At 74.1% G+C, this 13,124-nt stretch carries 8 protein-coding genes and 1 pseudogene; 7 read left to right on the forward strand and 2 right to left on the reverse strand.

Annotated elements, in window-relative coordinates; translation table 11 throughout:
- Positions 1-501: 501 nt before the first annotated feature.
- Positions 502-1,989: an SWIM zinc finger family protein gene (locus tag ACIQCH_RS37725; protein ID WP_402588770.1), complete on the reverse strand. Its 1,488-nt coding sequence runs from the start codon at positions 1,987-1,989 to the stop codon at positions 502-504.
- A 135-nt stretch (positions 1,990-2,124) separates the two neighbouring features.
- On the opposite strand from ACIQCH_RS37725, the gene ACIQCH_RS37730 reads away from it, so the two are divergent.
- From ACIQCH_RS37730 to ACIQCH_RS37755, 6 genes are all read left to right on the forward strand, one after another.
- Positions 2,125-3,231 (forward strand): AAA family ATPase, encoded by a 1,107-nt coding sequence (locus ACIQCH_RS37730; RefSeq protein WP_402588772.1) that lies wholly within the window; start codon positions 2,125-2,127, stop codon positions 3,229-3,231.
- Entirely contained in the window at positions 3,228-5,846 is a 2,619-nt protein-coding gene (locus ACIQCH_RS37735; RefSeq protein WP_402588774.1) for a DUF5682 family protein, read from the forward strand. The genes ACIQCH_RS37730 and ACIQCH_RS37735 overlap by 4 nt, the downstream gene beginning before the upstream one ends.
- A 70-nt stretch (positions 5,847-5,916) precedes the next feature.
- Positions 5,917-7,116, forward strand: a complete 1,200-nt coding sequence (locus ACIQCH_RS37740) for a VWA domain-containing protein (RefSeq protein ID WP_402588776.1) — start codon at positions 5,917-5,919, stop codon at positions 7,114-7,116.
- 318 nt (positions 7,117-7,434) lie between these two features.
- The gene (sucC, locus tag ACIQCH_RS37745; RefSeq protein WP_402588778.1) at positions 7,435-8,619 is read left to right on the forward strand and encodes an ADP-forming succinate--CoA ligase subunit beta; all 1,185 of its coding nucleotides are present in this window, start codon (positions 7,435-7,437) and stop codon (positions 8,617-8,619) included.
- A gap of 21 nt (positions 8,620-8,640) precedes the next feature.
- Complete coding sequence (sucD, locus tag ACIQCH_RS37750) at positions 8,641-9,534, forward strand: succinate--CoA ligase subunit alpha (RefSeq protein ID WP_030211003.1); 894 nt, start codon at positions 8,641-8,643, stop codon at positions 9,532-9,534.
- Positions 9,535-10,736: 1,202 nt separating this feature from the next.
- Entirely contained in the window at positions 10,737-11,057 is a 321-nt protein-coding gene (locus tag ACIQCH_RS37755; protein WP_402588782.1) for a pentapeptide repeat-containing protein, read from the forward strand.
- Here the strand turns inward: ACIQCH_RS37755 and ACIQCH_RS37760 are convergent.
- A pseudogene (locus tag ACIQCH_RS37760) lies at positions 10,986-11,192 on the reverse strand (helix-turn-helix domain-containing protein); the annotation flags it as partial. The gene ACIQCH_RS37755 and the pseudogene ACIQCH_RS37760 overlap by 72 nt on opposite strands.
- 116 nt (positions 11,193-11,308) lie before the next feature.
- Here ACIQCH_RS37760 and ACIQCH_RS37765 point away from each other — a divergent pair.
- Positions 11,309-13,006 (forward strand): DUF6350 family protein, encoded by a 1,698-nt coding sequence (locus tag ACIQCH_RS37765; protein WP_402588780.1) that lies wholly within the window; start codon positions 11,309-11,311, stop codon positions 13,004-13,006.
- The last annotated feature ends 118 nt before the right edge of the window (positions 13,007-13,124 follow it).

Raw genomic sequence — 13,124 nt, forward strand, 5'->3', positions numbered from 1 at the left:
AGGCTGGTCCGGAGGCAGGCCCGGGCCAGGGGTGGCCGAAGGCCAGGGCGAAGCCCCTTGCCCCTGGGGTGGGCCTGCCGCAGGGCCTGCAGGCCATGCCCCGTCAAGCGCCGGGGGACCCACACACCACAGGGTGGCCCTCCCGTGCCCCCGCCCAACAACACCGCCGCCGCCCCACACCGCTCCCACCACCCCGGTCCCGCCCCCTCCACGGGACCGGGGGCGGTTCCGGCAGGGGTCGCGCGCTTCGCCGGGCCCCTCGGTGGCCGTCCTTCGGACGGGAACGGGACTGCCAGCACCCTCCCCACCCCCCAGCCCTCCACCGACCCACACCCACCCACCACCCACACCCACCCAGCCCCCCCTCACCGCGCCCCCCACCCCCGTCGCCCCCTCCGCATCCACCCCATCCCCGTCGCACCCCGACCCCCACCCCGCGCCCCCCACCCCGCACCCCCGTCACACCCCCCACCACCCCACCCACCCCCCACCCCCCCCAGATCAGAACAACGCCACCGCCTCAGCCGAGTCCGGCTGCCAGGCCGTCAGCGGGGTGAACCCCTGGTGCCCGCATTCACCGAAGACCGTCAGCGGGCCCCCGCCCGACAAGGCGGCCAACTGCCACCGGCTGGAGCGCGAGCGGGCGTCGCGGCTGAGCGGCAGGGCGTACCGCCCGTCCGCGTCGGCCAGTTGCCAGGCCGGCTCGCCCGGCACGGGTATGACGTCCGTCAGGACGACCGGCCACGAGTCCAGCCACGGGTCCTCCCGAAGAGCGGCCCCGTACAGGTCGAGCGCGGCGCCCGTACTCACGCCCGGTGGCGCTTCGCCGCTCGGGACCGGCGGCCCGAACCGCTCGCCGAGGTCCACCCGCAGCTGGCCCGCCCCCGCGTGCCACACCGCCTCCGCGTCCAGGACCAAGCCCACGGGGAGGGACAACTGGGGAGCTCGGCCGGCCGGGCCGAAGCCGAGCACCATGGCCGGCCGACCCGTACGGAGCCCCCGCAGCCACACCCGTCGCGTGGTCAGCCGCCCGTCCGGTGAGACCGAGTCGTACTGGGCCAGTACCTGCCAGCAGTCCCGGACCACCACGCCCACGACACCCGCCGCACCCGCCGGACCCGAGGCACCCCCCGAACCCCCCGAACCCCCCGAACCCCCCGAACCCCCCGAACCCCCCGAACCCCCCGAACCCCCCGAACCCCCCGAACCCCCCGAACCCCCCACCCCACCCGGAACCCCCACCCGGCTCCGCACAGTCGCCGCGAGCGGCTCCGGCAGCCCGCCCGCCTCGGACCAGGCGCGCCCCAGCAGGTGCAGCAGCGCGCACTCCTCCAGCATCCGTACCGGCCAGCCCGTGCCCGAGGCGGGGATCGTCCCCAACTCGCGTGCTCGGGCCGCCAGTCCCGGCGCCTGCGCGTCCACCATGCGGGCCGCCGTCTCCTCCCACAGCGCGTAGCCGGCCCGCTCCTGCCCGGCCAGGCCGCCGCGCAGCAGGTCCGCGAGCCGCTGCTCCAGCTCCTGGACGCCCGCCCCGATCCGCTCCGCCCGCCGCTCGGCCCGGCGGCGCGCGGCCACCGGATCGGCCGTCCCCGCCGCGCCCGCCGCGCCCGCGCCGGCCCCGTCCCGCTGCTTCGCAGCCCGCTCCGCACGCGCCCCGAGCCACTCCTCGGCCCAGTCCGGCGCGGTCGTCCCGTCCGGTACGGCACCGTCGTCGGCCGCCCAGAGCAGCAGCAGCCCCAGCGCGTGCTTGCACGGGAACTTCCGGCTCGGGCAGGAGCACTGGTACGCGGGCCCGGCCAGGTCGACCACGGTCCGGTACGGCTTGCTCCCGCTGCCCTTGCACAGACCCCACACCGCACCGGAACCGGAACCTCCGGTCTCCGTCCACGGCCCGGCCCCGCCGAGCTTGTTTCCCGCCTTGCGCGACGCATCGTCAGGCGCCAGTGACAGCACCTGCTCAGACGTCCAGCGCACCCCCTGCTGAGTCATGCCAACGACGGTAGGGCGCCCCACTGACAATCCGTCTGACCTGCAACGACGCCTGACGCACCGGGTGTTGTCAGTGGCGTGGTGCACGGTGGGAAACGCAGCGGGCGAGAGCCCTGCAGACCTGGAGGGGGAGCCATGACCATGCCCGAGAGCAGCTCCGGCGGCGAGGCCCTGCGGCCGCACGCCGAGGACGCGTTCGCAGCGGAACTGAAAGCCCTGGCCGCCGCCGACGACCGGCCCCGTCCGGCCCGGTGGAAGCTGTCTCCGTGGGCGGTCGCCACGTACCTGCTGGGCGGCACGCTCCCCGACGGGGCCGTCATCACCCCCAAGTACGTCGGCCCGCGCCGCGTGGTCGAGGTGGCCGTGACCACCCTCGCCACCGACCGCGCGCTGCTGCTCCTCGGCGTCCCCGGCACCGCCAAGACCTGGGTGTCGGAGCACCTGGCGGCGGCGGTCAGCGGCGACTCGACCCTGCTCGTACAGGGCACCGCGGGCACGCCGGAAGAGGCCATCCGCTACGGCTGGAACTACGCCCGCCTGCTCGCGCACGGGCCGAGCCGTGACGCGCTCGTCCCCAGCCCCGTCATGCGCGCCATGGCCGAGGGCATGACCGCGCGGGTCGAGGAGCTCACCCGCATCCCCGCGGACGTCCAGGACAGCCTCATCACGATCCTCTCCGAGAAGACCCTGCCCGTACCGGAGCTGGGGGAGGAGGTGCAGGCCGTACGCGGCTTCAACCTCATCGCCACCGCCAACGACCGCGACCGCGGCGTCAACGACCTGTCCAGTGCACTGCGCCGCCGCTTCAACACCGTGGTACTGCCGCTGCCCGCGAGCGCCCAGGACGAGGTCGACATCGTGTCCCGCCGCGTCGACCAGATCGGGCGCTCGCTCGACCTGCCGGCCGCGCCCGAGGGCGTCGACGAGATCCGCCGGGTGGTCACCGTCTTCCGCGAGCTGCGGGAGGGCGTCACCGAGGACGGGCGGACGAAGGTCAAGACGCCCAGCGGGACGCTCTCGACCGCGGAGGCCATCTCGGTCGTCACCAACGGGCTGGCCCTGGCGGCGCACTTCGGGGACGGCGTCCTGCGGCCGTCCGACGTGGCCGCCGGCATCCTCGGCGCCGTCGTACGCGACCCGGCGGCCGACCGGGTGATCTGGCAGGAGTACCTGGAGGCCGTCGTGCGCGAGCGCGAGGGCTGGAAGGACTTCTACCGGGCTTGCCGGGAGGTGACGGTGTGAGCGGTTCGGAGCGGGGCGAGTCCGCTTCCGGGGCCGGCCCCTACCTGCTGGGAGTACGGCACCACGGGCCCGGCTCGGCGCGGGCGGTGCGGACCGCGCTGGACGCCGTACGGCCCGAGGCGGTGCTGATCGAAGGGCCGCCGGAGGCCGACGCGCTGCTGCCGCTGGCGGCGGATCCCGGGATGCGGCCGCCGGTCGCCCTGCTGGCGCACGTGGTGGACGACCCGCGGCGCGCCGCGTTCTGGCCGTTCGCCGAGTTCTCGCCCGAATGGGTGGCGTTGCGCTGGGCGTTGGAGGCCGGGGTGCCGGTCCGGTTCATCGACCTGCCGGCCGCGCACTCGCTCGCGGGGGAGAGCGGGAACAGCGGGGAGGACGGCGAGGACGGCGGGGGCGGCGGGGGCGGCGGGGGCGGCGAGGAAGGCGAGGACAGCGAGGAGGACGGGCCTCAGGGGGCCGAGGACGAGGCGGCGGCCGCCCGGGCGGAGAAGCTCCGGCTGGACCCGCTGGCCGTCCTGGCCGAGGCCGCCGGGTACGACGACCCCGAGCGGTGGTGGGAGGACGCCGTCGAGCACCGCACGGGCGTGCGCCCGACCGCGGGGTGCGTCGAGGGAACGGCTGAGCGCCCGTCCGCGGGCATGGCCGCCTTCGACGCGATCGGCGACGCCATGGCCGCGCTGAGGGAGGAGCACGGCGACGGCGGGCACGGGCGCGACCTGGTCCGCGAGGCCCACATGCGCCAGCGCATGCGCGCGGCCCGGCGGGAGTTCGGAACCGACTTCGCCGTGGTCTGCGGCGCCTGGCACGTCCCCGCACTGCGCGCCAGGACCACCGTGGCCGCGGACAAGGCCCTGCTCACGGGGCTCCCCAAGGCCAAGGTCGAGATGGCCTGGGTGCCCTGGACGCACCGCAGGCTCACCCGGGCCGCCGGTTACGGCGCCGGGATCGCCTCCCCCGGTTGGTACGGGCACCTCTTCGCCGCCCCCGACCGACCCGTGGAGCGGTGGCTGACCAAGGTGGCCCGGCTGCTGCGCGACGAGGACAAACACGTCTCGTCCGCCCACGTCATCGAGGCGGTACGGCTGGCCGAGACCCTGGCCGTGCTGCGCGGCCGACCGCTGCCCGGGCTCGCGGAGACGCTCGACGCGGTGCGTTCGGTGATGTGCGAGGGCTCGGACGTGCCCCTCGGGCTCATCGAGGACCGCCTGGTCGTCGGCGACCGGCTCGGGGAGGTGCCGGACGGGGCCCCGGTCGTACCGCTGCAGCGGGACCTGACGAAGCTGCAGCGCGGCCTCCGGCTCAAGGCGGAGGCCCGGGAGCGCGAGCTCGAGCTCGACCTGCGCGGCGAGACCGACGCGGCCCGCAGCCGCCTGCTGCACCGGCTGCGCATGCTGGGCATCGCGTGGGGCGAGCGGGCGGCTTCCCGGAGCAGCACGGGTACGTTCCGCGAGACCTGGCGGCTGTGCTGGGAGCCGGAGCTGTCGGTGCGGGTGGCCGAAGCGGGGATCTGGGGGACCACCGTCCTGGCCGCCGCGACCGCCAAGGCCGAGGCGCACGCGGCGGCGGCCGAGGAACTCGGTCAGGTCACCGCGCTGGCGGAGGGATGCCTGCTGGCCGGGCTCGACGGGGCGCTGCCGGCCGTGCTGAAGGCCCTCGAGGACCTCGCCGCCCTGGACACCGACGTGGCCCGGCTGGCCAGGGCGCTGCCGGCGCTGGCCCGTTCGCTGCGTTACGGCGACGTGCGCGGTACCGGCACGGCCGCGCTCGGCACGGTCGCGGCGGGGCTCGCGGAGCGGATCTGCGTCGCGTTGCCGCCGGCCTGCGCGGCCGGCCTCGACGCGGACGCGGCGGCGGAGCTGCGGGGACACGTGGACGCGGTGCACGGGGCCGTCGGGCTGCTGGAGGCGTCGTCGGGGGCGGGGACGGGTGCGTCGTCAGGGGCGGAGGACGGAGGGTCCCGGCCCGGGAGCGGTGGGCTGCGCGAGCGCTGGTCGGCGGTGCTGCGGTCGCTGGCGGTGCGGGAGGCCGTGCCCGGTGTGATCCGCGGGCGGGCGGCGCGGTTGCTGCTCGACGAGGGGCGGATCGAGGCGGACGAGGCCGCCCGCTGGATGGGCCTCGCGCTCTCACCGGGTGCCGAGCCCGCCGACGCGGCCGCCTGGATCGAGGGCTTCGTCGGCGAGGGCGGCGGGGGCGGAGTGCCGACGGGCCCTCGGGGCGGTGCCGGGGGTGGGTCAGGGGCTGGAGCAGGAGCAGGAGCAGGAGCAGGGGCAGGAACCAGGGGCTCGGGTGGCGGCGGTGGCGGTGGCGGCGGTGGTGGCGGCGGGATGCTGCTCGTCCACGACGAGCGGCTGCTGGGCCTGGTCGACGCCTGGCTGGCCGCGGTGCCGGAACGGGCCTTCACGGACGTGCTGCCGCTGCTCCGGCGGACGTTCTCCGCGTTCGAGCCGGGCGTGCGCCGCACCCTCGGGGAACTCGTCCGCCGCGAGCCGGGCAGCCGCGGCTCCGCCTCTGCCATCGAGGCGGGGGCACCCGGGTTCGGCGCCGGGTTGGACCCCGATCGGGCGGATGCGGTCGTTCCGCTGGTGCGGCTGCTGCTGGGGGCGGCGCCGGCTGGGTGAAGGGTGAGAGGTGAGGGCGGGTGGGTCGTGTGGGGCACGGATACGAGGGGGAGAGATGCGGAGCGACGGGATGAGGGGTGTCGGCGACGGCGCCGGGAGCGGGTCCGATCACGCCGAGCGGCTGCGCCGGTGGCGGCTCGTGCTCGGTGGCGGGGAGGGGGCGGACGGCACCGGGTGCGTGCTGGGCGGGCGGGACGCGGCCATGGACGGCGCCCTCGGGGCCCTGTACGGCGGCGGGGCCGGAGCGGGCACCGGTGGCGGCCGTAGGCGCGGAGGGAGCGAGCGCGCGGCCGGCCTCGGCGGCTCGGCACCGTCCGTGGCGCGCTGGCTCGGGGACATCCGCACGTACTTCCCGAGCTCCGTGGTGCAGGTGATGCAGCGCGACGCCATCGACCGGCTCGGCCTGGCCGCGCTCCTGATGGAGCCGGAGATGCTCGAGGCCGTCGAGGCGGACGTGCACCTGGTCGGCACCCTGCTCTCGCTCAACAAGGCCATGCCCGAGACCACCAAGGAGACCGCGCGGGCCGTGGTCCGCAAGGTGGTCGAGCAGCTGGAGAAGCGGCTCTCGACCCGCACCCGGGCCACGCTCACGGGAGCCCTGGACCGGTCGGCGAGGACCAGCCGCCCGCGCCACCGGGACATCGACTGGGACCGGACCATCCGGGCCAACCTGAAGAACTACCTGCCCGAGTACCGCACGGTCGTGCCGGAGCGGCTCGTCGGCTACGGCCGGGCGGCGCAGTCGGTGAAGAAGGACGTGATCCTCTGCATCGACCAGTCCGGTTCGATGGCCGCGTCCGTCGTCTACGCGTCCGTCTTCGGCGCGGTCCTCGCCTCCATGCGGTCCATCGCCACCCGGCTCGTCGTCTTCGACACGGCGGTGGTGGACCTGACCGACCAGCTCGACGACCCGGTGGACGTGCTCTTCGGCACCCAGTTGGGCGGCGGCACGGACATCAACCGCGCGTTGGCCTACTGCCAGTCCAAGATCACCCGGCCCGCCGACACGGTGGTGGTCCTGATCAGCGACCTCTACGAGGGTGGGATCAGGAACGAGATGCTCAAGCGGGTCGCGGCGATGAAGGCCGCGGGTACGCAGTTCGTGACCCTGCTCGCGCTGTCGGACGAGGGCGCCCCGGCCTACGACCGCGAACACGCGGCGGCGCTGGCCGCCCTCGGTGCCCCGGCCTTCGCCTGCACCCCCGACCTGTTCCCCGAGGTGATGGCCGCCGCGATCGAGAAGCGGCCGCTGCCGGTTCCGGAGGGGTAGCTGCCGGTTCCGTCGGGCGGTTGCGCCCCCGGGGCTCGTACGTAGGCTTGAGTGGGCCCGATCGGCCCTCGTAAATGGTGAGATCGCACGAACTCGCAGCTCATGGGTGAGGCGATCTGTGAGGCGAATCACCGCTCCGGTGTGACGTGCGATTTAGGGACCTACGTCCCACGGGGATAACCTGCCGGACGGACATGCCGCGTCCACGGTCACCGTGTGCGCTCCCCTTGTGACAGCGCCGTCACGTTGCCCTCGCGGCACGCCCACGCAGACAACCGCGATCACTGCGAATCTTAAAAAGACAAGGGACGGACGCGCGTGGACCTGTTCGAGTACCAGGCGAGGGACCTCTTCGCCAAGCACGGTGTACCGGTGCTGGCCGGTGAAGTCATCGACACGCCTGAGGCGGCGCGCGCGGCGACGGAGCGCCTGGGCGGCAAGTCGGTCGTCAAGGCGCAGGTGAAGGTCGGCGGCCGCGGCAAGGCCGGCGGCGTCAAGCTCGCCGCCACCCCGGACGAGGCCGTCGCCCGTGCGACGGACATCCTGGGCATGGACATCAAGGGCCACACGGTCCACAAGGTGATGATCGCGGAGACCGCTCCCGAGATCATCGAGGAGTACTACGTCTCCTACCTCCTGGACCGCACCAACCGCACCTTCCTGGCCATGGCCTCGGTCGCGGGCGGCATGGACATCGAGGAGGTCGCCGCGACGACCCCCGAGAAGCTCGCCAAGGTCCCGGTCAACGCCAACGAGGGCGTGACGATCGAGAAGGCCCGCGAGATCGTCGCCCAGGCGCAGTTCCCGGCCGAGGTCGCCGAGAAGGTCGCCGAGGTCATGGTCACGCTGTGGGACACCTTCGTCGCCGAGGACGCGCTCCTCGTCGAGGTCAACCCGCTGGCCAAGGTCGCGTCCGGTGACGTCATCGCCCTCGACGGCAAGGTCTCCCTGGACGAGAACGCCGAGTTCCGCCAGCCGGGTCACGAGGAGTTCGTGGACCACGCGGCCGCGAACCCGCTCGAGGCCGCCGCCAAGGCGAAGAACCTCAACTACGTCAAGCTCGAGGGCGAGGTCGGCATCATCGGCAACGGCGCGGGTCTCGTCATGAGCACCCTCGACGTCGTCGCGTACGCCGGTGAGAACCACGGTGGCGTCAAGCCCGCCAACTTCCTCGACATCGGTGGCGGCGCCTCCGCCGCCGTCATGGCCAACGGTCTCGAGATCATCCTCGGCGACCCGGACGTCAAGTCGGTCTTCGTCAACGTCTTCGGTGGCATCACCGCGTGCGACGAGGTCGCCAACGGCATCGTCCAGGCGCTGGCCCTGCTGGAGGAGAAGGGCGAGGCCGTCACCAAGCCGCTCGTCGTCCGTCTCGACGGCAACAACGCGGAGCTGGGTCGCAAGATCCTGTCGGACGCCAACCACCCGCTGGTCCAGCGCGTGGACACCATGGACGGCGCGGCCGACAAGGCCGCCGAGCTCGCTGCGGCTGCTGCGAAGTAAGGGACGAGGTCACAGACTCACATGGCTATCTTCCTCAACAAGGACAGCAAGGTCATCGTCCAGGGCATGACCGGTGCCACGGGCATGAAGCACACCAAGCTCATGCTGGGTGACGGCACCAACATCGTCGGTGGCGTTAACCCGCGCAAGGCCGGCACGACCGTCGACTTCGACGGCACTGAGGTCCCGGTCTTCGGCTCCGTCGCCGAGGCGATGGAGAAGACGGGCGCCAACGTCTCCGTCCTCTTCGTGCCGCCGGCCTTCGCCAAGGCCGCCGTCGTCGAGGCCATCGACGCCGAGATCCCGCTGGCCGTCGTCATCACCGAGGGCATCGCGGTGCACGACTCCGCCGCCTTCTGGGCGTACGCCTCCGCCAAGGGCAACAAGACCCGGATCATCGGCCCGAACTGCCCCGGCCTGATCACCCCCGGCCAGTCCAACGCCGGCATCATCCCGGGCGACATCACCAAGCCCGGCCGCATCGGTCTCGTGTCGAAGTCCGGCACGCTGACCTACCAGATGATGTACGAGCTGCGTGACCTGGGCTTCTCGTCCTGCGTCGGCATCGGTGGCGACCCGGTCATCGGCACCACCCACATCGACGCCCTGGCGGCCTTCGAGGCCGACCCGGAGACCGACCTGATCGTGATGATCGGTGAGATCGGCGGCGACGCCGAGGAGCGTGCGGCCGACTTCATCAAGGCCAACGTCACCAAGCCGGTCGTCGGCTACGTCGCGGGCTTCACCGCCCCCGAGGGCAAGACCATGGGCCACGCGGGCGCCATCGTCTCCGGTTCGTCCGGCACCGCCCAGGCGAAGAAGGAGGCCCTCGAGGCCGCCGGTGTCAAGGTCGGCAAGACCCCGACCGAGACCGCGAAGCTGGCGCGCGAGCTCCTGTCGGGGCTGGGTGCCTGATTCGGGGCTCCGTCTTGAGCGGCTCGAGTGCTCTGGCTGGCTCTGACCGCTCTTGACTGACTGACTGATCGACGGCTGCGGCCCGTACCCCCTTTGGGGGTGCGGGCCGCAGTTGTTTTGGTGGGGCTGGGGGCTGGGGGCAGGGGGCAGGGGGCTGGGGGTGGGTGGGTGGGTGGGGCGCGTGGGTGGTGCGGCTGTCAGCCTGGTTTGGGTACGAGTCGCTCCGGGCCCGGCGCCGGGTGGGAGCGCAGCTTCGCGCGCAGCTCCAGGTCCGCCTCGGTCAGTCGCTGCGGGCCGCCGTGCGGGGGCACGCCCGAGACGGTCGCGCTCGGTGACTCCGGGGGGATGTAGCGGGTCGGGGCGGTGGAGACCGTGTACGCGGTGGCCACCGCGATCGCCGCCATAAGGGCGAGTGCGGCGCGCGTCCAGAGCCGTGCGCGGTGCTCTCCGGAGGCGCGTACGGCCGCGGCGGCGGGCGGTTCCAGGGCCACCGCGGGTACGACGGACCCGAGCCGGTGGTGCAGTGCGCCCGGGGCGGACAGTTCCGGGAGCCGGGCCGTGAGGTGGGCGTGGGCGTTCACGAGGCGCTGCCCGGCGGTGGGTGTGGTGGCCTCGGTCTCGGCGGCGGTGTCGGGGAGGTCCAGGCCCACGCCGTCGTACAGCAGGACCGTTCTGCGGTGTACGGGCGGCAGCGCGAGCAGGGCGTCGAGGAGGGCCCGGTCGGCGGGGGAGGCCGGTGGGCGGTCGGGGTGCTTGTGCGCACGGCGCAGCTGGTGCCAGGGGGACAGCGCGTACTCGTACACGGCCGCGCGGACCCAGCCCACGGGGTCGCGGTCGGTGGCCACCTCGGGCCATCGTTGCCAGGCCTGCTGGAAGGCCCGTTCCACGGCCTCGTGCGCGAGAGCGCGGCGGCCCGTGAGGAGGTAGGCCTGGCGGGCGAGGGGGGCGGCGGCGTAGGCGTAGAGGGTGTCGAAGGTTTGGGTGGGGGTGGTTTGGGTGGGGGTGGGTTCGGCTTCTGGGGTGGGTTCGACTTGGGGGGTGGGTCCGCCTTGTGGGGTGGGGTGGGCTTTGGGTTCTGACCTGGCCTCGGGTTGGGGTTCGGGTTCGGGTTCTGGCCTGGCCTCGGGTTCGGTGGTGCGTCCCGACTCTGGTTCTTCAGGGCTGGGTTCTGGTGCGGGTACCGTCGCGTGGTGCGGCGGGTTGTGGCGCGCCAGGGTCAGCGGCCGAACGGGGGACTGGGGAGCGGGGGGCTGAGGGGGCGTCTGCTTCGGTTCGGGTTCCGGCGGGTCCGGTTCGAGCAGGTCCGGTTCCAGCGGGTTCGGTTCGAGCGGGTTCGGTTCCGGCAGGTCCGGTTCGAGCAGGTTAGGTTCGAGCAGGTTCGGTTCGAGCTGCTCCGGTTCGGGTGTGGCTTCTTCGGTTTCCGCTTCGGACTCCGGCTCCGTCTCCGCCGCCAGGCGGGCGAGCAGCTTTGCGTACGCCTCCAACTTCCGGCCGCGGGGCTCGGTGCGGCCGGTCTCCCATGACCGGAGCGTCGTCGTCGTGACGCCCATCGCCGCCGCCAGCTCGTCCGGAGTCAGCCCGCCGGCCTCGCGCAGCCGTCGGCGTTCCTTGGGGGAGGGCAGGGTCAACTCGGCGGCGGTGTCGACGCTGTGTGTCATGACGGACTCCCAGAAACCCACCACTGGCCGAAAAAGTACATAACCGTATATTGCGAGACACTACGATCATTCGCCTGTTACCCGGCCGCAGCGCGTGTCGTTGGGACCATGTCCGGGTGACCAACGTGACGTCCGGTCGCCGCCGTCGTTCTCCGGCGGCCGCCGCCTGCGTACTGGGCGGCGCTGTCGCCGCCGGGCTCGGCCTGGGCGGCCTGGCCGTCCTCGTGATGGTGCTGTGGATCAGCTCTCCGTACCCGGACAGCGGACCCGGCGCCGCCCTCCATATCGCCGCCGGTCTGTGGCTGCTGGCCCACGGCACCGAGCTGATCAGGCTTGACACGCTGTCAGGCGTGCCTGCCCCCATCGGCCTCACCCCGTTGCTCCTGGTGGGGCTGCCCGTGCTGCTCATGCGGCGGGCGGCCCGGCTGGCGCTGTACGAGGACGAGGTGGGTGGGGAGGCCGGCGGGCTCGGTGACAGTGGCCGCGGTGGCGGCGGTGCTGCCTGCGGTGGCGGTGGTGGTAGCGGTGCCCGTGGCTCGGTGGGGAGTGACGTTCCCTCACGTGACGGGGCGTCTGCGGGCTCCCGGCTCCCGGGTGGCGGTGGCTCGTCGGCGGGCGGCGGGCTGATGGGCGGAGGGCTTTCGCCGGGTGCCGTTTTCTCCGCGGTGACCTGCGGATACCTGGCGGTCGGAGCCGCTGCTACGGCGTACGCGGCCGGCGGGCCGATGCCCGCCGACCCGCTCAGCGCCGCCTGGCACGTTCCCCTCGTCGCTGCGATCGCCGGAGCCGCGGGCGTGTGGAGCGCGCGCGGACGTCCGTACGGGGCCCTGCTCGCCTGGCTTCCGAGGGGCGTGCGGCGGTCCTGCGAGCGCCCCCGGTACGGGCGCGCGCTGCGCGCGGGGGCGGCCGGGGCGCTGGTTCTCGTCGGGGGCGGCGCCGTACTGGTCGGGGCCTCGCTGGTGTGGCATGCAGGGCCGGCGCAGCAGTCCTTCCTGGAGCTGACCGGCGTCTGGTCGGGGCGCTTCGCGGTGCTGCTCGTGGCCCTGGCGCTGATTCCGAACGCGGCCGTCTGGGCGGCCGCCTATGCCCTCGGGCCCGGCTTCTCCCTGGGTGTCGGGGCGACGGCCACGCCGCTCGGATTCGCGGGTGCGGCCCCGGCGATGCCCCGCTTCCCGTTGCTCGCCGGCCTGCCGGCGGCGGGTGAGGGGGGTCCGCTGACCTGGGCGGCACTGGCGCTGCCGGTGGTGGCGGGAGTGTGCGTGGGGCGTTTCGCCGGGCGCGACGCGGAGTCGGGCGGGGAAGGCGCGGTCGCCGCGGCGTGGGGGTCGGTCGTGTGCGGCGGGCTGATGGCGGCGCTGGCCGCGGCCGCCGGGGGATCGCTGGGATCGGAACGGCTGGCCGCGTTCGGGCCGGTGTGGTGGCAGGTCGGGGCGGCTGCGGTGGGGTGGACGCTCGTGGTCGCGGTTCCGGTCGCGGTGGCGGTGCGGGCCTGGGCCGTACGGGGCCTCGCCGCCCTGGACGACGACGCGGAGGACTGGGACGGCGGGCGCTGGGCGGACCGCGGGGTACGCGAGGCCCGGTGGGCGGAGCTGCGGAAGTCGGCGGGGGCGCTGGTGCCGGAGTTCGGGGGGTCGGGTTCTGGTTCTGGTTCGGGGGTGGGCTTGGGTTCGCGTTCGGCCGAGCGGCCCGTGCTGGCGCCCGGGCTGACCGGGGCGCGGGTGGTGGCGCGGAAGGGCTCTGCGTCGGCCGGAGCCACGGAGGTCGAGCCGTCGGGGGCGGGCGCTGGGGCTGGGCCGGAGGCGGAGCAGACCTGAGGGTGTCGGGCCTGTCCGCCTGCCGAGGGTTTCCGGGCCGGGTCGGGGCGTCAAGGGCGCCCTTCGGGCGTCGCCTGCGGCGATTGCGCTGCGCTTCACCCTTGACGCCCCGACCCGG

The organism is Streptomyces sp. NPDC093225 (assembly GCF_044753805.1).
Taxonomy (GTDB): Bacteria; Actinomycetota; Actinomycetes; order Streptomycetales; family Streptomycetaceae; genus Streptomyces.

Coding starts and splice junctions, on each gene's coding strand:
- ACIQCH_RS37730 (WP_402588772.1), top strand. CDS start 2,125: ATGACCATGCCCGAGAGCAGCTCCGGCGGCGAGGCCCTGCGGCCGCAC.
- ACIQCH_RS37725 (WP_402588770.1), bottom strand. CDS start 1,989: ATGACTCAGCAGGGGGTGCGCTGGACGTCTGAGCAGGTGCTGTCACTG.
- sucD (WP_030211003.1), top strand. CDS start 8,641: ATGGCTATCTTCCTCAACAAGGACAGCAAGGTCATCGTCCAGGGCATG.
- ACIQCH_RS37740 (WP_402588776.1), top strand. CDS start 5,917: ATGAGGGGTGTCGGCGACGGCGCCGGGAGCGGGTCCGATCACGCCGAG.